We start from the raw sequence: 19,508 nt of genomic DNA, 5'->3' as shown, positions 1-19,508 counted from the left end.
TCACATCTGCCATCACGCCTGTTTCACCGCACGCATGAAGGCCTCGATCTTCGCCGCGTCCTTGATGCCCTTGGCTTGCTCCACGCCGCCACTGACATCCACTGCGTACGGCCGCACCTGGGCGATGGCCTGGCCAACGTTGTCGGCAGACAGCCCGCCCGCCAGAATGATCGGCTTGCTCAGGCGCGCCGGCACCAGCGACCAGTCGAACGCTTCACCGGTGCCTCCGGGCACACCCGGCACATAGGTGTCCAGCAGGATGCCGCGGGCACCGGCGTAAAGCTGGCAGGCCGCCTCCAGGTCGTCGCCCGGGCGCACGCGCAGGGCCTTGATCCAGGGGCGGTGGTAGCCTTCGCAGTCCTGCGGGGCTTCGTCGCCGTGGAACTGTAGCAGGTCCAGCGGAACCACTTCGAGGATCTCGTTCAGCTCGCAACGCGAGGCGTTGACGAACAGCCCGACCGTGGTCACGAACGGCGGCAGCTCGGCGATGATCGCGCGCGCCTGGCGCACGTCCACGGCGCGCGGGCTCTTGGCATAGAAGACCAGACCGATGGCATCGGCACCCGCTTCAGCAGCGGCAAGTGCGTCTTCGATACGGGTAATCCCGCAGATCTTGCTGCGAACATTGCTCATGGACAGCGAACCCTGCTTGTTACGGTGAAAGGCCGGATGTTAGCAAATGACTTTTCGCCCGTCAGTCTGCCAATGCCTCGTAGCCGGTCAAAAAGTGTGGGCCGATGTAACGCTTGGGCAACGCGTACTCCTCGGGGTACTCCACCTGCACCAGGTAGAGACCGTACGGGTGCGCCGTGACCCCGCCTTCGCGGCGGTTGCGCCCCTCCAGCACCTCACGCGCCCAGGTGACCGGGCGCTCGCCGGCACCAATGGTCATCAGTACACCGGCAATGTTACGCACCATGTGGTGCAGGAAGGCCGTGGCGCGCACGTCCAGCACGATCATCTGGCCATGGCGGGTGACGCGCAGGTGATAGATGTGCTTGATCGGCGATTTGGCCTGGCACTGGCTGGCGCGGAAGGCACTGAAGTCATGGGTACCGAGCAGAAACTGCGCGGCTTCGGCCATGCGCTCGACATCCAGCGGTCGGTGGTTCCAGGTGACTTCCTCGGCCAGGTGCGCCGGGCGGATCGGGTCGTTGTAGATGACGTAGCGGTAACGCCGGGCGCAGGCCTTGAAACGGGCATGGAAGTCGGCCGGCATCGGCCGCGACCAGACCACGCTGATGTCATGGGGCAGGTTGAAGTTGGTGCCCATGGTCCAGGCGCGTTCGTCGCGCACGGCGCGGGTGTCGAAGTGCACGATCTGCCCGCAGCCATGCACACCGGCGTCGGTGCGCCCGGCGCAGATGACCGAGATCGGCTCGTTGGCCACCTTGGACAGCGCCTGCTCCAGGGCCTGCTGGACACTGGGCACGCCACTGGCCTGGCGCTGCCAGCCACGGTAGCGCGCGCCTTTGTATTCCACGCCCAGGGCGATGCGGGAGTAGCCTTCGGCCGCGGACTCGGCGGCGGTGTCGATGATGTCCAAGAGCATGAAACCTGTGGGGGTGTACGGAATGGCGGGGATTATAACGACAACGGCAGCCGTGTAGGGCTGTGGGAGCGGCCTTGTGTCGCGATAGGGCCGCATAGCGGCCCCGGCGATATTGGCGGTATGACTGAAATCCTGGGGCCGCTTTGCGGCCCTTTCGCGACACAAGGCCGCTCCCACAATGACCGCGCTGGAGCCAATACTGGCTCCAACTTTCAGACCAACCGGGAGAGCATGTCCTCGGCTTCCTGGCGCTGGCTGTCGTCGCCATCCTTGACCACTTCATCGAGGATGTCGCGCGCACCCTGGTTGTCGCCCATGTCGATATAGGCACGAGCCAGGTCAAGCTTGGTGGCCACTTCGTCGCTGCCGGAGAAGAAGTCGAAGTCCAGGTCGTCCAGTGGCTCAGGCTCGGGCTGGGCAGCCGCGTCTTCGCTGGTGAAGTGTGGCTCCAGCGACGGCGACTCGAGGCTCTGCGACAGCTTGTCCAGTTCGGCGTTGACGTCGTCCAGTTCCGAGGCAAAGCTCTTGGCCGCCGGCGAATCGTCTTCCAGCGACAACGACAGGTCGAAGTCGGATGGCAGGTCGAACTCGGAAAGCGGATCGAACGCTGGTTCGCTGTCGAAGGCAGCCAGCTCGGCAGCGACATCCACCGGGGTTTCGTTGACCGCAGTCGGGGCGGCCGGGGCAACCGGTTCGCTGATATCGAGGTCGAAATCGGACAGATCCACAGCAGGCTGTGGCTCGGCCTGGGCCAGCATGGCCTCGAAATCGGCGTCGGCATCGGCCTGTAGCTCGGCATCCACGGCAAACGGCTCTTCTTCCGGCTGAGCCGCCTCCAGCATGGGCTCATCCAGTACCGGCTCGTCGAGTACAGGTTGCTGCGTCACCGGTTCGTCCAGCAGCGGCGCTGCCAGCGGGTCTTCGTCAGGCAGGTCTTCACCCAGGCTCAGGTCGAAGGCACTGTCCAGGCCCTGCTCGTCCAGGCCTGGCGCATCGAGGGTCGGCGCTTCGTCGAAGGCATCCAGCTCAGCATCCAATTCAAACTCAGGCTCGAGCACGGCCTCAGGTTCGGCCTGCGCGACGGCCTCTGGCTCGAACGCCGGCAGTTCCTCGGGCGCCGCCTCGGCAACCACGGGCGTTTCAGGCTGATCCAGCAGCAGTTCCTGCACGTACTGCTCATCCATCTCGGCAGCCAGGGCCGCCGCACCCAAGCCGGCTGCGGCCAGGCCAAGCATGGCCGGGTAGCGCTCTTTCAGCCCGGCAACCGCTGCGCTGTTCTGCTCGCTGGCAGGCAGCTTGCGCTCCTGCTCGACGAACGCGCTCTGGTCACCCTGGCGGGCGTACACGTCCATCAGTTTCAGGCGCAGATCGTCACGCTGTGGCGCGGCGGCAACGGCAGGCTCCAGCAGGTCGGTAGCGCGGTTCAGGCGGCCTTCGGCCACGCATTGCTCGACCTCCGCCAACAGCGCGGCGTGGGGGTCGGCTTGCGCTTCAGGCTGCGCTTCGACGGCGGGTGCCGCCGGTTTTTCCGCGGCGGCTGCAGCGGCAACCGAAGCAGCGACCACGGCCGGCGACAGGGTCACACTCGGGGCCGAGACCTCGACCCCATCGAGGCTTGCGCTATCGCTGTCGAAGCCTGCGCCTTGCTCTTCTTCGAGCGCCCGCGCCATGCGCAGGTGCTTTTCAGCCTCCTGCTGAGCCTTGCGCTTGCGCGCCAGCAACAACAGCAGAAGCAGCAGCACGAGGAAGGCACTACCGGCGATCAGCCCAAGCAACAGCGGGTTGCCCATGATTTCGTCGACCACGCTGCCGGCAGGTGCAACCTCGGCGGCTGGCACCGGCTTGGGTGCGCTATCGACGGCAGCGGGCGCAGGCTTGACCACCGGCTGGGCCGGGGCAGCCGCACCCTGGGCTTCAAGGCGGGCCAGCTGGTTGTTCTTCAGCTCGATCAGACGCTGCAGCTTGTCCAGCTGGCTCTGCAGATCGGCCATGCGGCTCTTGAGTTCTTCGTTGTCGCGACGGCTGGTGTCCAGGCTTTCCTGGGCCACCGCCAGTTTGTCGCTGAGGGCCTTGGCCTGGTCGGCACCGGCCTGGTTGCCCGGGCTGACCAGGCGCAGGTTGTCGCCCTGGGCGATACGCGCAGGCGCTGCCTCGGCCGCCCCGCGACGGGTGGCGTCCAACTGGCGGGCCCGCGGCCCCAGGCGGCGGCCTTCACGCCAGGCGGCATACTGCTCGGCCACCTCAGCGGTCGCCTCGCCCTGCGGGATATTCTGGATCTGCTGCTGGTCGGGCAGGCGCAGCACCTGGCCAACCTTCAGCTGGTTGATGTTGTTGCCGATGAAGGCGTCCGGGTTCAGCGCCTGGATCGCGATCATGGTCTGCTGGATCGAGCCACCCTGGGTGTTGCGCGCGGCAATCTGCCACAAGGTGTCACGGCGCTGGGTGGTATAGCTGCCGGCACCGGTCACCGCCGGCGCGACGTTGCCAGCCGCCGGCTTGTCGCCCTGGGCCTTGGCCTGGTCGAGCAGCACACTGTAGTCACGCAGCAGGCGCCCCTGCGGCCACATCACCTGGACCAGGAACTTTACCACCGGCCCCGGCAGCGGCTGGCTGGAGGTAACCCGCAGCACGCTCTTGCCGTTGGGGTTGATCACCGGTGTGAAGGTGAGGTCTTCGAGGTAAGTCGGCAGCGCCACCCCGGCCTTGCTGAACTCTTCCGGCGGCGCCAGGCTCGGCGCCACTTCGGCGGCGGTGAGGTCGCGCACGTCGAGCAGCTCGATCTCGGCGTCCAGCGGCTGATTCTGTGCCGACTTGAGAGTCAGCTCCCCCAGGCCCAGGGCATTCGCCATGCCCGACGACAGCGCCGATGCTGCAGCCATGGCCAGAACCAGTTTGCGAATTCGAAGCATGACCTCTTCCCTTGTATGAAGCGTCCTGAAACCTGCATGCGGAGCAGGACAAAAGTGCTCGCCAGTATCTTTTACGGCATGTGTTTAATCAACAATTGCGCCACTTGCACGGCATTGAGCGCGGCGCCTTTTCGTACGTTGTCGGTGGTCAGCCAGAGGTTGAGCTGCTGGTCTTCATCAACACCGTGCCGTACACGACCAACATAGACCACGTCTTGGCCCACTGCGTCGCCAACCGGGGTCGGATAATCATCGCGCTCCACCAGCTCGACGCTGTCGGCCGCCTCGAGGGCCTGGTTGACCGCATCCAGGTCTACCGGGCGACGGCTCTGCACCGCCACACTGAAGCTATCGCCAAAAAACACCGGGACTTGAACGCAGCTCACGGAAATCTTCAGCTCAGGCAGGCCCAGCAGCACACGCAGTTCGCTGACCAGGCGGTGCTCCAGCGCCGTGTGGCCGTGCTCATCGGCGGTGCCGACCTGGGCCAACAGGTTGAACGCCACCTGGCGGTCGAAGAAGCGCGGCTCCAGCGGTCGGGCATTGAGCAGCTCGGCGGTTTGCCGGGCCAGTTCGTTGACCGCTTCACGGCCTTGCGCGGACACCGCCAGCGCGGCCATTACCTGCACCCGTTCGATATCCAGCAGCCCCTTGAGCGGTGCCAGCGCCACGGCCAGGGCAACCGCAGCCGAGCACGGGCTGACGATGCGGGCGGGCAATGCCAGGCCAGCCAGGCGTTCGGCGTTGGCTTCAGGCACCAGGGCCAGGGCGCCGTCCAGGCCAGCGGACAGGTCGATGACCGTGCAGCCTGCCTGCAGCGCCTTGCTGGCAAAGCTGCGGCTGACGGCGGCGCCTGCGGCGAAGAAGGCCAGTTTGACCTGGGCGAAGTCGAAGCTGTCCACTTCGCGCACCTTCAGCTTCTTGCCGGCAAACATCACGCTGCTGCCCGCCGATTCCATGCTGGCCAGCAGGTGCAGGGTGGCGACCGGGAAATCCAGCTCTTCGAGGATCTGCACCAGGGCTTCACCGACGCTGCCGGTGGCGCCGACGACGGCGATGTCCAAAGGGTGTGTCATGGAAGGGATCCTTTTGCTGAAAACGGCGGGGGCGGCACTTTACTTGGATTGTAGGCGTTTGTCTTTGTTGACCCTATGGCGGGTATGACAGGCCCCGCATTTGAATGGGTGATGGCCGCTGGGGGGCGTGAGATATTTGGCGCCTGTTAGATCGAGCGCCGCCCGCGCGGCGCATCGCGAGCGAAGCTCGCTCCTACATTTGTTTCGGGCCAATTTATCCTGTGGGATTTGCGCGCGAATTCTTTGGGCATGACGCGAAATTGTGTCGTACAAACAAGGCGGTCGCGCGCACCTGCCACAGGCTTGACTGGCCCGAAACAAATGTAGGAGCGAGCTTCGCTCGCGATGCGCCGCGCGGGCGGCGCTCGATCTAACAGGCGCTGAAAATGCCGTGGCGAGCACCTTGCAGCCAAAACACTTCCCCAGACCAAAAAAAACCCGCGCTGTCACCAGCGCGGGTTTTCGGTCAAACCGGAACGATCAACGCTCCAGCAGAATCCGCAGCATGCGGCGCAGCGGTTCGGCCGCGCCCCACAGCAGCTGGTCACCGACGGTGAACGCGCCCAGATACTGCGAACCCATGTTCAGCTTGCGCAGGCGGCCAACCGGAATGTTCAGGGTACCGGTAACCTTGGTCGGGCTCAGCTCCTGCATGCTGATTTCACGCTGGTTCGGCACCAGCTTCACCCAAGGGTTGTGCTGGCTGATCATGCCTTCGATGTCGGCCAGTGGCACGTCCTTGTTCAGCTTGATGGTCAGCGCCTGGCTGTGGCAACGCATGGCGCCGATGCGCACGCAGATACCGTCGACCGGGATCGGGCTCTTGAAGCGGCCGAGGATCTTGTTGGTCTCGGCCTGGGCCTTCCACTCTTCACGGCTCTGGCCGTTCGGCAGTTCCTTGTCGATCCACGGGATCAGGCTGCCAGCCAGCGGTACGCCGAAGTTCTCGGTCGGGAACGCTTCGCTGCGCATGGCCTCGGCAACCTTGCGGTCGATGTCGAGGATGGCGCTGGCCGGGTTGGCCAGGTCATCGGCAACGGCAGCATGGGTAGCCCCCATCTGCTTGATCAGCTCGCGCATGTTCTGTGCGCCGGCACCCGAGGCCGCCTGGTAGGTCATGGCGCTCATCCACTCGACCAGGCCGGCTTCGAACAGGCCGCCCAGGCCCATCAGCATCAGGCTGACGGTGCAGTTGCCGCCGATGTAGTTCTTGGTACCGGCGTCCAGCTGCTGGTCGATGACCTTGCGGTTGACCGGGTCGAGGATGATCACCGCGTCATCCTGCATGCGCAGGGACGAAGCGGCGTCGATCCAGTAGCCCTGCCAGCCGGCTTCACGCAGCTTGGGGAAGACCTCGTTGGTGTAGTCGCCGCCCTGGCAGGTCAGGATCACGTCGAGGGTCTTGAGTTCTTCAATCGAATAAGCGTCCTTGAGCGGAGCTGTATCCTTGCCCACGTTCGGGCCCTGGCCGCCAACATTGGAGGTGGTGAAGAACACCGGCTCGATAAGGTCGAAATCCTGCTCCTCCAGCATCCGCTGCATGAGCACGGAACCGACCATACCGCGCCAACCGATCAGACCTACACGTTTCATCGCAACTACACCTTTGCTAAAAGTGGGCCGCCACCGGGAATTTTGGGTGGCGGGCCAGAGAGATTACAGATTCCGCAGCGCTGCGACTACTGCGTCGCCCATTTCCTGCGTACCAACTTTGCGACAGCCTTCGGAGAAGATGTCGCCGGTGCGCAAGCCCTGGTCCAGGACCAGGCTCACGGCCTTCTCGATTGCCTCGGCGGCAGCCGACTGATTGAAGCTGTAACGCAGCATCATCGACACCGACAGGATGGTCGCCAGCGGGTTGGCAATGCCAAGGCCGGCGATGTCCGGCGCCGAGCCGTGGCACGGCTCGTACATGCCCTTGTTGTCGGCATCCAGCGACGCCGAAGGCAGCATGCCGATGGAACCGGTCAGCATGGAAGCCTCATCCGACAGAATGTCACCGAACATGTTGTCGGTCACCATCACATCGAACTGCTTGGGCGCACGCACCAGCTGCATGGCAGCGTTGTCGACGTACATGTGGCTCAGTTCCACATCCGGGTAGTCCTTGGCCACGTCCTCGACCACTTCACGCCACAGCTGGCTGGAAGCCAGGACGTTGGCCTTGTCCACCGAGCACAGCTTCTTGCCACGCACGCGGGCCATGTCGAAGCCGACACGGGCAATGCGGCGCACTTCGCTTTCGCTGTACGGCAGGGTGTCGTAGGCCTGGCGCTCGCCGCCTTCCAGCTCGCGCTGGCCACGCGGGGCACCGAAGTAGATACCGCCGGTCAGCTCACGGACGATGAGGATGTCCAGGCCCGAAACGATCTCTGGCTTGAGCGACGAGGCATCGGCCAGTTGCGGATAGAGGATGGCCGGGCGCAGGTTGGCGAACAGGCCCAGTTGCGAACGGATTTTCAGCAGGCCGCGCTCCGGGCGGATGTCACGCTCGATCTTGTCCCACTTCGGCCCGCCCACGGCGCCCAGCAGCACGGCATCGGCCTTGCGCGCACGCTCCAGGGTCTCGTCGGCCAGCGGCACGCCGTGCTTGTCGATGGCGGCGCCACCGATCACGTCGTGCTCCAGGTTGAAGCCGAGCTGGAACTTGTCGTTGGCCAGCTCCAGCACCTTGACCGCCTCGGCCATGATTTCCGGACCGATACCGTCACCTGGGAGAATCAGAATCTGCTTGCTCATGCTTTCCTCTATCCATTCACGCGGTGCGGCCAAACGGGCCCCACCGAAAAGTTCTTAACGCTCGGCCCACAACACCAGCACATCGGTGCTGAACGAGCCATCGGCCTCGATCTGATAATACTGCCGTACTTCTTCGCCCATGGCTTGCTGCAATTGGCGGATGGCCACGCGCATAGGCTCGGGGGTACGCATGCGCTCGACCCAGCTGCCGAACTCCAGGCGCAGCGGCTGGCGGGTGTGGCTGCGTACGTGCAGGCCGGCCTCGCTGACCTGGCGCTGCCATTCGGCGGCGGAGTAGTCGCGCACGTGGCTGGTGTCGCGCAGCACTTCGACCGTTTGCAGGTAGGTGTCGAGCAGCGGGCTGCCCGGCGACATGACGTCGATGAACGCTGCCACGCCACCCGGCTTGAGCACCCGACGCACCTCGCGCAGGGCCAGGCCCAGGTCGCTCCAGTGGTGGGCCGAGTAGCGGCTGAAGACGAAATCGAACGAAGCGTCGGCGAACGGCAGGCGTTCGGCGGCACCGCGTTCGGTGCTGATATTGGCCAGGCCGCGCTCGGCGGCGGCACTGGCGACCACGTCGAGCATGGCTTGCGAGAGGTCGTAGGCGACCACTTCGGCGACCAGCGGGGCGACATGGAAGCTGACATGACCGGCACCGCAGCCCAGGTCGAGCACGCGGGCATCGCCCTGCCCCGCCAGCGCGGCCTGCAGCAGGGCGAATTCACTGCCCTGGGCGTGCACGGCGCTGCTGAGGTAGGCGTTGGCCTGTTCGCCGAACTGGCGTTGGACCACATCGGTGTGCTGGGTGCTGGTCATGTCTCGATCCTTTGTTTTTTTGCTGCCTGTACCGGCCCTTTCGCGGGCGTGCCCGCGAAGAGGCCGGTACTGTTACCTGCACACTTCAGGCATCACGGAACAGCCAAGGCTGCCCGGCGCGGTGCTTGCCTTCGAAGGCCTTGATCGCATCGCTGTCCTGCAGGGTCAGACCGATGTCGTCCAGGCCGTTGAGCAGGCAGTGCTTGCGGAACGCATCGATCTCGAAGTGCAGTACCTTGCCATCCGGGCGGGTCACCGCCTGCGCCTGCAGGTCGATGGTCAGCTGGTAGCCCGGGTTGGCTTCGACCTGCTTGAACAGCTCGTCGACTTCCTCGTCACTGAGGATGATCGGCAGCAAGCCGTTCTTGAAGCTGTTGTTGAAGAAGATGTCGGCAAAGCTTGGCGCGATGACGCTGCGGAAGCCGTACTCGTCCAGCGCCCATGGGGCGTGCTCACGGCTGGAGCCGCAACCGAAGTTCTCCCGTGCCAGCAACACGCTGGCACCCTGGTAGCGTTCGTGGTTGAGCACGAACTCCTTGTTCAGCGGGCGCTTGCTGTTGTCCTGGTAAGGCTGGCCCACGTCCAGGTAACGCCACTCGTCGAACAGATTGGGGCCGAAGCCGGTGCGCTTGATCGACTTGAGAAACTGCTTGGGGATGATCTGGTCGGTGTCGACGTTGGCACGGTCCAACGGCGCGACAAGGCCAGTGTGCTGGGTAAAGGCTTTCATGCTGCGCTCCCTTGGATCAACTCGCGGACATCGATGAAGTGGCCGGTCACCGCGGCGGCGGCGGCCATGGCCGGGCTGACCAGGTGGGTACGGCCACCGGCGCCCTGACGGCCTTCGAAGTTGCGGTTGGAGGTGGACGCGCAGTGCTCGCCGCTCTCCAGGCGGTCCGGGTTCATCGCCAGGCACATCGAGCAGCCTGGTTCACGCCATTCGAAACCGGCTTCGAGGAAGATCTTGTCCAGGCCTTCACGCTCGGCCTGGGCCTTGACCAGGCCCGAGCCCGGTACCACCAGCGCCTGCTTGACGTTGGCAGCAACCTTGCGGCCCTTGGCGATTTCGGCGGCAGCGCGCAGGTCTTCGATGCGCGAGTTGGTGCACGAGCCGATGAATACGCGGTCGAGCTTGATATCGGTGATCGCCTGGTTGGCGGCCAGCCCCATGTACTTGAGGGCACGCTCGATCGAACCACGCTTGATCAGGTCAGGCTCGGCAGCCGGGTCCGGCACGCGCTGGTCGACGGCGAGGACCATCTCCGGCGAGGTGCCCCAGCTGACCTGCGGCTTGATTTGCGCAGCGTCGAGCTCGACCACGGTGTCGAACACCGCGTCAGCGTCGGAAACCAGGCCTTTCCAGGCTTCGACCGCCTGCTTCCACTGCTCGCCCTTCGGCGCGTACGGGCGGCCTTCGACGTAGGCAACGGTGGTGTCGTCCACCGCCACCAGGCCAACGCGGGCGCCAGCCTCGATGGACATGTTGCAGATGGTCATGCGGCCTTCCATCGACAATTCGCGGATGGCGCTGCCAGCAAATTCCATGGCGTGGCCGTTACCACCGGCGGTACCGATCTTGCCGATCACGGCCAGTACGATGTCCTTGGCGGTAACGCCGGCAGGCAACTGGCCTTCCACGCGTACCAGCATGTTCTTCATCTTCTTGGCGACCAGGCACTGGGTAGCGAGCACATGCTCGACCTCGGAGGTGCCGATGCCATGGGCCAAGGCACCGAAGGCGCCGTGGGTGGAGGTGTGCGAGTCACCGCAGACCACGGTCATGCCAGGCAAGGTGGCACCCTGCTCCGGGCTGATGACGTGGACGATACCCTGACGCTCGTCGTTCATCTTGAATTCGACGATGCCATATTCGTCACAGTTCTCGTCGAGGGTCTGCACCTGCAGGCGCGACACCTGGTCGACGATGGCTTCGATACCACCCTTGCGCTCTGGCGTGGTCGGTACGTTGTGGTCTGGCGTGGCGATGTTGGCGTCGATGCGCCAGGGTTTGCGGTTGGCCAGGCGCAGGCCTTCGAAGGCCTGGGGCGACGTCACTTCGTGGATGATGTGGCGGTCGATGTAGATCAAGGACGAGCCGTCATCACGGCGCTTGACCTCATGGGCTTCCCAGAGTTTGTCGTAGAGCGTTTTGCCAGCCATCAGACTGTTCCTCATCAGCGTCTTTCTATGCCAAAGACCCCTTGGCTTGTACGGACGATGCTATGGCGATAGATTGAATAACTCAAATTCATAATTTTCATGCTTTGCATAACCATCAGGAATTCAAGCAATGGACCTGGCCAACCTCAGCGCTTTCATCGCCATCGCCGAAACCGGCAGCTTCTCTGGCGCCGGCGAGCGGCTGCACCTGACCCAGCCGGCCATCAGCAAACGCATCGCCGGCCTGGAGCAGCAGCTGGATGTGCGCCTGTTCGACCGCCTGGGCCGTGAGGTAACCCTGACTGAAGCCGGGCGCGCCTTGTTGCCACGGGCCTACCAGATTCTCAATGTGCTCGATGATACCCGCCGGGCGCTGACCAACCTGAGCGGGGAAGTGAGCGGTCGCCTGACCCTGGCCACCAGCCACCACATCGGCCTGCACCGCCTGCCGCCGCTGCTGCGAACCTTCACCCGTCAGTACCCGGCCGTGGCACTGGATATCCAGTTCATGGATTCGGAACAGGCCTACGACGAGATTCTGCATGGCCGCGCCGAGATTGCCGTGATCACCCTGGCGCCCGAGCCGCACCACCTGGTCAAGGCCGTGCCAGTATGGGACGACGCGCTGGACTTCGTCGCCGCCCCCGAGCACCCGCTGGCCAACAACCATGCGGTCAGCCTGGCCGATGTCGCCCGTCACCCGGCCGTGTTCCCCGGCGGCAACACCTTTACCCACCATATTGTCCAGCGCCTGTTCGAAAGCCAGGGCCTGACGCCGAACATCGCCATGAGTACCAATTATCTGGAAACCATCAAGATGATGGTGTCGATCGGCCTGGCCTGGAGCGTGCTGCCGCGCACCATGCTCGACGAACAGGTTGCACCCATCGCCTTGCCGGGCATACAGCTGTCGCGCCAGCTAGGCTACATTTTGCACACGGAGCGTACGCTATCGAACGCAGCCAGGGCATTCATGGCCCTGCTCGACAGCCACGCGGGGCCCGCCTGACCGGTCGTCAGCCCGGTATTGCCACCTCCAAGGACGCGTCATACGCCAAAGGTCTGGTACCGATGCCCAAATCAGTTAACCGCTTTTTGCGCCTGCCGCGTATACCAGCGGCCGACCCCCAGGAGTCGGAACAGGCCTGGCAGAACGCCCCGCAACTGCTGGCCGCGCTCAACGGCGCGCGGCTGGGTGCCTGGCTATGGGATATCGACAGCGGCCGGGTCAGCTGGTCGCGAGGCACCCAGGCCCTGTTCGGCTTCGACCCGCAGCGCCCGCTACCCGCCGATGTCGACTACCTCGACCTGTTGCCCGAGGAAGACCGCGCGCGCACACGCCAGGTGTTCCAGGCGGTGTTCAACGGCGAACCCGTGGAACAGGCCATGCGCCATCGCATCCGCTGGCCGGACGGTAGCCTGCACTGGCTGGAAATCAATGGCAGCCTGACCCACGACCCAAATGGTCGGCCCCAGATGATCGGGGTGATCCGCGAAATCACCCGTCAGCGCGAACGGGAAACGGCGCTGATCAATTCGGAAAAACGCTTCGCCACCCTGTTCCACCTCAGCCCTAATGCCATTTTGCTCACCCGCCGCCACGACGGCATGATCTTCGAGGTCAACCAGCACTTCGAAGACATGTTCGGCTGGCCCGGCAGCCAGGTGATCGGCAAGACCAGCCTGGAGCTGGGCCTGTGGGTCAACCCCGAACAGCGCCACCAGTTGCTGGAGTCGACCCGGGCCAATAGTGGCCCGCTGATCCTGGAAGTACAGTTCCGCGCCGTCAGCGGCAAGGTGCACGACGGCATTCTCTGCACCCAGGGCATCGAGCTGGAGGGTGTGACCTTCCTCCTCAGCACCTTTATCGACACCACCGATCGCAAACGCGCCGAGCAGGCCCTGAAGGACAGCCAGGAGCGCCTGGACCTGGCCCTGGACTCGGCACAGCTGGGGACCTGGGACTGGCATATCCCCAGCGGCATGCTCTACGGCTCGGCCCGCGCCGCGCAGTTGCACGGCCTGCCGCCCATCCCCTTTCACGAATCGTTCGATGCATTTTTCGAAGGGGTACCGGAGCAAGAACGCAACTCGATGCGCCAGGCCTACCGCAGCCTGCGCGAAGGGCCTGCCGGCAACTACCAGATCACCTACCGGGTGCAACTGGAAAACGGCATCTCGCGCTACATCGAAAGCCGCGCCCGACTGTACCGCGACGAGCAGGGCAACCCGCTGCGCATGGCCGGCACCTTGCTCGACATCACTGACCAGGTTGAGCGAGAACAGCGCCTGAGCGCCTCGGAAGAGAAGTTCGCCAGCCTGTTCCAGGTCAGCCCCGACCCGATCTGCGTCACCCGCCAGGACACCGGCCAGTTCATCGAGATCAACCCGGCGTTCACCCAGACCTTCGGCTGGAGCACCGACCAGGTGATCGGCCGCACCGCCGAGGAAATCGGCCTGTGGGCGGAGTCCATCGAGCGCGCACAACGCATCGAGCGGGTAATCCGCGAGCAGGCCCTGAGCAACGTCGCCGTGGTGGTCAACCACCGCAATGGCGCACCGCTGACCTGCGTGATTTCCAGCCGCCTCATCACCGTCGACGACCAGCCCTGCAGCGTCACCACCCTGCGCGACATCACCCAGCAGCAGCGCGCCGAGGCGGCGCTCAAGTCCAGCGAGGAGAAGTTTGCCAAGGCCTTCCACTCCAGCCCCGACGCCATCACCATCACCGAACGCCACAGCGGTCGTTACCTGGAAATCAACGACGGCTTCTGCCGCCTGACCGGCTACGACGCCACCGAAGTGGTCGGCCACACGGTGTACGAGATCGGCATCTGGGCCGACGACAAGCAGCGCGCCGCCCTGCTGGCCGAATTGCGCGAGCGTGGCCGGGTGCACCACCGCGAGATGCTCGGGCGCAACAAGCGTGGCGATATCCTCACCGTAGAGGTTTCGGTGGAGCCGATCACCCTCAACGAGGTGGACTGCCTGCTGCTGACCGCCCGCGATGTCAGCCAGCTGAAAAATGCCCAGGCGCAGATTCGCCACCTGGCCTACCACGACCCGCTGACCAACCTGCCCAACCGTGCCCTGCTGATGGACCGCCTGAGCCAGCAGATCGCCCTGCTCAAGCGCCACAACCTGCGCGGCGCCCTGCTGTTCCTCGACCTCGACCATTTCAAGCACATCAACGACTCGCTGGGCCACCCGGTGGGCGACACGGTGCTGAAGATCATCACTGCGCGCCTGGAAGCCAGCGTGCGCCTGGAAGACACCGTGGCGCGCCTGGGTGGCGACGAGTTCGTGGTATTGCTCAGCGGCCTGGAAGGCAGCCGCGAGCTGGTCGAAGAAAAAGTCCGCGGGCTGGCCGACACCCTGCGCGAACTGCTGGCCGAACCGATGTCGCTGGACGGCCAACGCCTGCAGGTAACCCCCAGCATTGGCGTCGCGCTGATCCCTGACCACGGCGCCACCCCGGCCGACCTGCTCAAGCGTGCCGATATCGCCCTGTATCGGGCCAAGGATTCCGGGCGCAATACCACTCAGTTGTTCCACACCACCATGCAGAAGGCCGCCAGCGAGCGCCTGCGCATGGAAAACGACCTGCGCCTGGCCCTGGCCCGTGGCGAACTGGCGCTGCACTTCCAGCCACAGGTGGATGCCCGCGACAACCGCATCGTCGGCGCCGAGGTGCTGCTGCGCTGGCATCACCCGCAACTGGGTCAGCAGCCGCCTGCGCAATTCATTCAGGTACTGGAAGAAAGCGGCCTGATCCTTGAAGTTGGCAGCTGGATCCTTGACGAAGCTTGCGATGCCTGCGCGCGCATGCTCGGCGACGGGCTGATCGACGCCGACGATTTCAGCCTGTGCGTGAACATCAGTCCACGGCAGTTCCGCCAGAACGACTTTGTCGGGCGGGTGCTGCGCAGCCTGGACGATTACCGCCTGCCACGGCAGATGCTGAAGCTGGAAATTACCGAAGGGATCGTCATCCAGAACCTGGAAGACACCATCAGCAAGATGCGCGAGCTGAAGCGCTACGGGGTGAGCTTTGCCATGGATGATTTCGGCACCGGCTACTCCTCGCTTACCTACCTCAAGCGCCTGCCGGTGGATACGCTGAAGATCGACCAGACCTTCGTGCGCGATGCGCCGGTGGACCCCAACGACGCCGAAATCGTCCGCGCCATCGTCGCCATGGCCCGCAGCCTGGACCTGACGGTGATTGCCGAAGGGGTGGAGCTGACCGAACAACTGGAGTTCCTGGAGCGGCTGGGGTGCCACCTTTACCAGGGGTACTTGCACAGCCGGCCGCTGCCGCTGACGGAGTTTCGGCAGATGTTGCTGGAGGCGCCGGCGGATTACTGAAACCGATGCGGATGCGCTCCCACAAGGGAGGGGCACCCTCAGGCGATGAGCACAAAAAAGGGCACCCCGAAGGGTGCCCTTTTTCACATCTGCACGATCAGTTCAGCGCTGGCTTGTCGCCGTTGATCGGAATGCGCTTGGCCTTGGCTTCTTCAGGCACGATGCGCAGCAGGTCGATGCTGAGCAGGCCATTGGCCAGGCCGGCGGCCTTGACCTCGATATGGTCGGCCAGGCGGAACGACAGTTTGAAGGCGCGTTGCGCGATCCCCTGATGCAGGTAGGTCACTTCAGCAGCGCTATTGTCGCGCTTGCCACCCGTCACGGTCAGGACGCCTTTTTCAACCTGCAGATCGAGGTCGTCTTCCTGGAAACCGGCTGCGGCAACCACGATGCGGTAGTGGTCATCGCCATGCTTTTCAACGTTGTAGGGCGGGTAGCTGCTACCGGCCTCGTTACGTGCCGCGGACTCGAACAGGTCGTTGAAACGGTCGAAACCAACGGAATGGCGGAACAGTGGAGCGAGAGAGAAAGCGGTAGTCATGGTCATGAACTCCTGAGATTCAGCAAGTAAGTCATTACGCGACCCGACTTCGGCATCGCGTACTCAAGAGATATGGCCGAGGGAAATGCTTTCAAGGGGCGAGCAGAAAAAATCTGGATTCCTGCATTGGGCTTGTTGGCCTCTTCGCGGGCAAACCCGCTCCCACAGGGAGCTCACACATTCCAAAACCTGCGCCGAACCTGTGGGAGCGGGTTCACCCGCGAAAGGGCCGGATCAGGCAACACAAGCTTCGAAGGAAGCCACCTCAACCCCCAGCAACCGGCTGATCCGCGCACAGTCATCCTCGCGCCGCAACTCGGCAAACAGCACCACCGCTTCGGGATAACTGCGGGTCAGCATCGCCAGCCACTGCTTCATCCGCCCCGGCGCATAGCGCGGCGACAACTTGGCCTGGGCCTGACGCCAGAACTCACGCAGCAACGGCAGCAGGTCGTCCCAGCTCATCGGCTGGTACTCCCGCCCATCACGCGCCGCGGCAATCTGCAGTCCCAGGTCGGGGCGCGAGACCAGCCCACGGCCCAGCATGATGTCTTCGGCGCCGCTGACCTCACGACAGCGCCGCCAGTCGTCCACGGTCCAGATCTCACCATTGGCGAACACCGGTACCTTGACCACATCCTGCACCCGCGCCACCCACTCCCAGTGGGCCGGCGGCTTGTAGCCCTCGACCTTGGTCCGGGCATGCACCACCAGGTGTGCCGAGCCGCCTTCGGCCAGCGCCGTGGCGCACTCCAGGGCGCCATCGGGGCTGTCGAAGCCCAGGCGCATCTTCGAGGTGACCGGGATATCCGCCGGTACGGCACGGCGCACCTCACGCACAATGGCATGCAGCAGCTCCGGCTCCTTGAGCAGCACCGCGCCACCACGGGACTTGTTCACGGTCTTGGCCGGGCAACCGAAATTCAGGTCGATCACCGGCGCCCCCAGCTCGCAGGCCAGCGCGGCGTTTTCCGCCAGGCACACGGGGTCCGAGCCCAACAGCTGCACACGCATGGGCACCCCAGCGGCGGTGCGTGCGCCATTGCGCAACTCGGGCGCCAGCTTGTCGAACGAGGAAGGCGGCAGCAGGCGGTCGCACACGCGAATGAACTCGGTGACGCACCAGTCGATACCGCCGACGCGGGTCAGCACGTCGCGCAGGATGTTGTCGACCAGCCCCTCCATGGGGGCCAGGGCAATTTGCATGTCGGGGTCTCGGCGGAAAAGCCGGCAGTCTAACAAAAATTGCCGGTGTTTCAGGCGCCGATCAGCGCCGGGCCATAACCATCGAGGAACTCCGCCGGCATGCGCCTGGGCTTGCCGCTGGACAGCTCGATACAGGCAAAGGTGGTCTGGGCGCGCAGCAAGGTCATGCCGTCGCGCGGGCGCTTGAGCTGGAAGCGCCGGGTCATGCGCAGGCGCTGGTCCCAGTCGATGATCCAGGTGGCCAGTTGCAGCTCATCATCCTCATAGGCAGCGGCCAGGTAGTCGATTTCGTGGCGCACCACGGCCATGGCCCGGTCCAACCGGCGATATTCGGCCAGGTCCAGGCCCAGGCGCTGGGAGTGGCGCCAGGCGCAGCGCTCCAGCCAGGTGACGTAGACCGCGTTGTTGGCGTGGCCAAGGCCGTCGATATCCTCGGTTCCGACGCGCAGGTCGATGACGAAGGGTGTTGCCAGGTCCCAACTCATGTTCGCTTCCTTGGAGCAAAAGTGGATTTAGCAGGGACCGCCGGGGGAAAGTCCAGCCCTTCTGCGTAAGTCAGGCACTTTGCCGGGCTGGTGCACCAGCCCGGGCCAGCAGCTCCAGCACCGCTTCACTCAGGCGTGGATCGGACAGCACCCGCTGGTGGCCACCCGCCTCCAGCAGCATCAGGCGGCTATCGAACCAGGCCTTGTGGATCACCTGGGCCTCATCGGCTGCCACCAAGGCATCATCGGCGGCATGCACTACCAGCCCTGGCAACTCCAGCTGGTAACCGGCTACATCCAGCCGCGCAATCGGCATGCCCACATCCCGCTCCACCTGACGAATGAACGCTGCCCGCGCCCGCGCTGGCAGCCCCAGGCGATGGGCAAAGCCCCGCAGTACGCCCAGCAGGCGCGCCGGGGCTGCAATGCTCACCGCCGCTTCCGTGCGCAAACCCATCTGCAGGGCCAGCAATACACTGGCACCGCCCATGGAATGGCCAATCACCGCACGCAGCGGCGGCAGCTCTGCGGCAGCCTCCAGCAGCGCCCGGGCAAACAGCACCACATTTGCCTGCTCGCCGGGCGAACGCCCATGCCCCGGCCCTTCCAGCGACACCACCGTGTGCCCGGCCTGGACCAAGGTTTCGATCAACGCGGCAAACTGGGTCGGGCGCCCTTCCCAGCCATGCATCAGCAGCACGGTCGGCCCCTTGCCCCAGCGCAGCGCCGACAAGCCGAAGCGCAGGGTAATGCGCTCGGCGCTGGCCAGCACGGGCAACTCCCAATCCCGCGGCGGCAGGTTGCGCGGGGTCATGAAGGCACGGCGCATCTTGCCCGCGACGTGCTCGGGGACCAGGTGGCCCAGGGTGCCATTGACACCACGAATCCAGCTCAGGGTAGTCATCGCCATGCTCCAGGGTTAAAGCACCGCCGATTTGGCGGCGCGCAGAATACGATCAGACAGCTCGCTGCTGCCCAGGGCACGGGCCAGCGCCAGGCCGCCAACCATCAGCGCCAGGTCGGCCAAGGCCTTGTCGGCGTCCTCGGGGCGGTCGACCATGGCGGCAGCCATCAGCTCGATGTGCTCGGCCAACACCTCGCGGAAGGCCTCCGGCAGGCGCTGCATCTCGCCCAGCGAGTTAGGCAGCGGGCAGGCGTGCACTTCGGCATCACGGTGCTTGCGCGACAGGTAGAAGGCACTGGCCAGCGCCCGCCGCCCTGCGCCATCGAGGCTCGGGTCGATCTGGGCGAGCAAGGCGCGGCGCTCGCTCAGCAACTGGCGGAATGCTTCGAGCATCAACTCGTCCTTGCTGTCGAAGTGGGCATAGAAACCGCCAACGGTCAGACCAGCCGCACCCATGACTTGACTGACGCTAGGCTCGGCCGGGCCGTGCTGGATCAGCGCACTTCGCGCCGCCTCGAGAATGCGTTCGCGGGTTCTGCTCTTCTTGTCGCTCATCAGGCCACTCGCCGATCAAAATATGATGATCGAAATATTATTCGCATAATATTTTTTTTGCAAGCGGAATCTGCAGCCGCCTGTCGGTCGCTGAATTTTGCGGAGGGGAGAAAAACAAAAGGCCCATTCAATAATCGAATGAGCCTTAAAAGTCCCGCAAAACGCGGGTAAACGTGGCGTCCCCTAGGGGACTC

At 64.5% G+C, this 19,508-nt stretch carries 16 protein-coding genes; 2 read left to right on the top strand and 14 right to left on the bottom strand.

What is annotated here, in order from left to right:
* Window positions 1-12: 12 nt before the first annotated feature.
* The 9 genes from M2S36_RS19720 to leuC all read right to left on the bottom strand — a co-directional run bounded on the left by M2S36_RS19720 (window position 13) and on the right by leuC (window position 11,255).
* Window positions 13-633, bottom strand: coding sequence for a phosphoribosylanthranilate isomerase (locus tag M2S36_RS19720; protein WP_207832170.1), 621 nt, complete (start codon window positions 631-633; stop codon window positions 13-15).
* Between the two features lie 61 nt (window positions 634-694).
* Window positions 695-1,552, bottom strand: coding sequence for a tRNA pseudouridine(38-40) synthase TruA (truA, locus tag M2S36_RS19715; protein ID WP_063913798.1), 858 nt, complete (start codon window positions 1,550-1,552; stop codon window positions 695-697).
* Window positions 1,553-1,764: 212 nt separating this feature from the next.
* The gene (locus tag M2S36_RS19710) at window positions 1,765-4,461 is read right to left on the bottom strand and encodes a FimV/HubP family polar landmark protein (protein WP_333957691.1); all 2,697 of its coding nucleotides are present in this window, start codon (window positions 4,459-4,461) and stop codon (window positions 1,765-1,767) included.
* Between the two features lie 71 nt (window positions 4,462-4,532).
* Window positions 4,533-5,537 carry an aspartate-semialdehyde dehydrogenase gene (locus M2S36_RS19705; protein ID WP_333957690.1) on the bottom strand — a complete coding sequence of 335 codons (1,005 nt, stop codon included), beginning with the start codon at window positions 5,535-5,537 and terminating at the stop codon, window positions 4,533-4,535.
* Between the two features lie 480 nt (window positions 5,538-6,017).
* The gene (gene asd, locus M2S36_RS19700) at window positions 6,018-7,130 is read right to left on the bottom strand and encodes an aspartate-semialdehyde dehydrogenase (RefSeq protein ID WP_087502434.1); all 1,113 of its coding nucleotides are present in this window, start codon (window positions 7,128-7,130) and stop codon (window positions 6,018-6,020) included.
* Window positions 7,131-7,193: 63 nt separating this feature from the next.
* Window positions 7,194-8,276: a 3-isopropylmalate dehydrogenase gene (gene leuB, locus M2S36_RS19695; RefSeq protein WP_015269433.1), complete on the bottom strand. Its 1,083-nt coding sequence runs from the start codon at window positions 8,274-8,276 to the stop codon at window positions 7,194-7,196.
* Window positions 8,277-8,330: 54 nt separating this feature from the next.
* Window positions 8,331-9,095: a class I SAM-dependent methyltransferase gene (locus M2S36_RS19690; RefSeq protein ID WP_063913794.1), complete on the bottom strand. Its 765-nt coding sequence runs from the start codon at window positions 9,093-9,095 to the stop codon at window positions 8,331-8,333.
* Between the two features lie 85 nt (window positions 9,096-9,180).
* A complete protein-coding gene (leuD, locus tag M2S36_RS19685; protein WP_054901139.1) occupies window positions 9,181-9,825 on the bottom strand; it encodes a 3-isopropylmalate dehydratase small subunit in 645 nt (214 codons plus the stop codon).
* Window positions 9,822-11,255, bottom strand: a complete 1,434-nt coding sequence (leuC, locus tag M2S36_RS19680) for a 3-isopropylmalate dehydratase large subunit (protein ID WP_013971600.1) — start codon at window positions 11,253-11,255, stop codon at window positions 9,822-9,824. Before leuC ends, leuD begins: the two co-directional genes overlap by 4 nt.
* 130 nt (window positions 11,256-11,385) lie before the next feature.
* Here leuC and M2S36_RS19675 point away from each other — a divergent pair, with 130 nt between their 5' ends.
* Both M2S36_RS19675 and M2S36_RS19670 read left to right on the top strand, forming a co-directional pair.
* Complete coding sequence (locus tag M2S36_RS19675) at window positions 11,386-12,264, top strand: LysR family transcriptional regulator (protein ID WP_333957689.1); 879 nt, start codon at window positions 11,386-11,388, stop codon at window positions 12,262-12,264.
* Window positions 12,265-12,326: 62 nt separating this feature from the next.
* Window positions 12,327-15,623, top strand: a complete 3,297-nt coding sequence (locus M2S36_RS19670) for a bifunctional diguanylate cyclase/phosphodiesterase (protein WP_207832177.1) — start codon at window positions 12,327-12,329, stop codon at window positions 15,621-15,623.
* 97 nt (window positions 15,624-15,720) lie between these two features.
* Here M2S36_RS19670 and M2S36_RS19665 read toward each other — a convergent pair whose 3' ends face one another.
* The 5 genes from M2S36_RS19665 to M2S36_RS19645 all read right to left on the bottom strand — a co-directional run bounded on the left by M2S36_RS19665 (window position 15,721) and on the right by M2S36_RS19645 (window position 19,314).
* A complete protein-coding gene (locus M2S36_RS19665) occupies window positions 15,721-16,164 on the bottom strand; it encodes an Hsp20 family protein (RefSeq protein ID WP_085625304.1) in 444 nt (147 codons plus the stop codon).
* 234 nt (window positions 16,165-16,398) lie between these two features.
* Window positions 16,399-17,370, bottom strand: a complete 972-nt coding sequence (locus M2S36_RS19660; protein ID WP_063913789.1) for a tRNA dihydrouridine synthase — start codon at window positions 17,368-17,370, stop codon at window positions 16,399-16,401.
* Window positions 17,371-17,420: 50 nt separating this feature from the next.
* Complete coding sequence (locus M2S36_RS19655) at window positions 17,421-17,855, bottom strand: acyl-CoA thioesterase (RefSeq protein ID WP_233687153.1); 435 nt, start codon at window positions 17,853-17,855, stop codon at window positions 17,421-17,423.
* A gap of 70 nt (window positions 17,856-17,925) precedes the next feature.
* Window positions 17,926-18,759, bottom strand: coding sequence for an alpha/beta fold hydrolase (locus tag M2S36_RS19650; RefSeq protein WP_233687154.1), 834 nt, complete (start codon window positions 18,757-18,759; stop codon window positions 17,926-17,928).
* 15 nt (window positions 18,760-18,774) lie between these two features.
* Window positions 18,775-19,314, bottom strand: a complete 540-nt coding sequence (locus tag M2S36_RS19645) for a TetR/AcrR family transcriptional regulator (protein WP_207832184.1) — start codon at window positions 19,312-19,314, stop codon at window positions 18,775-18,777.
* Window positions 19,315-19,508 lie beyond the last annotated feature (194 nt).

Source organism: Pseudomonas sp. SF2 (assembly GCF_036858055.1).
In the GTDB taxonomy this organism is placed as follows: domain Bacteria; phylum Pseudomonadota; class Gammaproteobacteria; order Pseudomonadales; family Pseudomonadaceae; genus Aquipseudomonas.
This window is presented reverse-complemented; position numbering and strand designations above follow the sequence as displayed.

Excerpts from the sequence above, each read along its gene's own strand:
- M2S36_RS19690 (WP_063913794.1), bottom strand. The coding sequence starts at position 9,095 with ATGACCAGCACCCAGCACACCGATGTGGTCCAACGCCAGTTCGGCGAA.
- M2S36_RS19705 (WP_333957690.1), bottom strand. The coding sequence starts at position 5,537 with ATGACACACCCTTTGGACATCGCCGTCGTCGGCGCCACCGGCAGCGTC.
- M2S36_RS19710 (WP_333957691.1), bottom strand. The coding sequence starts at position 4,461 with ATGCTTCGAATTCGCAAACTGGTTCTGGCCATGGCTGCAGCATCGGCG.
- leuB (WP_015269433.1), bottom strand. The coding sequence starts at position 8,276 with ATGAGCAAGCAGATTCTGATTCTCCCAGGTGACGGTATCGGTCCGGAA.
- M2S36_RS19645 (WP_207832184.1), bottom strand. The coding sequence starts at position 19,314 with ATGAGCGACAAGAAGAGCAGAACCCGCGAACGCATTCTCGAGGCGGCG.
- M2S36_RS19660 (WP_063913789.1), bottom strand. The coding sequence starts at position 17,370 with ATGCAAATTGCCCTGGCCCCCATGGAGGGGCTGGTCGACAACATCCTG.
- M2S36_RS19670 (WP_207832177.1), top strand. The coding sequence starts at position 12,327 with ATGCCCAAATCAGTTAACCGCTTTTTGCGCCTGCCGCGTATACCAGCG.
- leuD (WP_054901139.1), bottom strand. The coding sequence starts at position 9,825 with ATGAAAGCCTTTACCCAGCACACTGGCCTTGTCGCGCCGTTGGACCGT.
- asd (WP_087502434.1), bottom strand. The coding sequence starts at position 7,130 with ATGAAACGTGTAGGTCTGATCGGTTGGCGCGGTATGGTCGGTTCCGTG.
- truA (WP_063913798.1), bottom strand. The coding sequence starts at position 1,552 with ATGCTCTTGGACATCATCGACACCGCCGCCGAGTCCGCGGCCGAAGGC.
- M2S36_RS19675 (WP_333957689.1), top strand. The coding sequence starts at position 11,386 with ATGGACCTGGCCAACCTCAGCGCTTTCATCGCCATCGCCGAAACCGGC.
- M2S36_RS19720 (WP_207832170.1), bottom strand. The coding sequence starts at position 633 with ATGAGCAATGTTCGCAGCAAGATCTGCGGGATTACCCGTATCGAAGAC.
- M2S36_RS19665 (WP_085625304.1), bottom strand. The coding sequence starts at position 16,164 with ATGACTACCGCTTTCTCTCTCGCTCCACTGTTCCGCCATTCCGTTGGT.
- leuC (WP_013971600.1), bottom strand. The coding sequence starts at position 11,255 with ATGGCTGGCAAAACGCTCTACGACAAACTCTGGGAAGCCCATGAGGTC.
- M2S36_RS19650 (WP_233687154.1), bottom strand. The coding sequence starts at position 18,759 with ATGACTACCCTGAGCTGGATTCGTGGTGTCAATGGCACCCTGGGCCAC.
- M2S36_RS19655 (WP_233687153.1), bottom strand. The coding sequence starts at position 17,855 with ATGAGTTGGGACCTGGCAACACCCTTCGTCATCGACCTGCGCGTCGGA.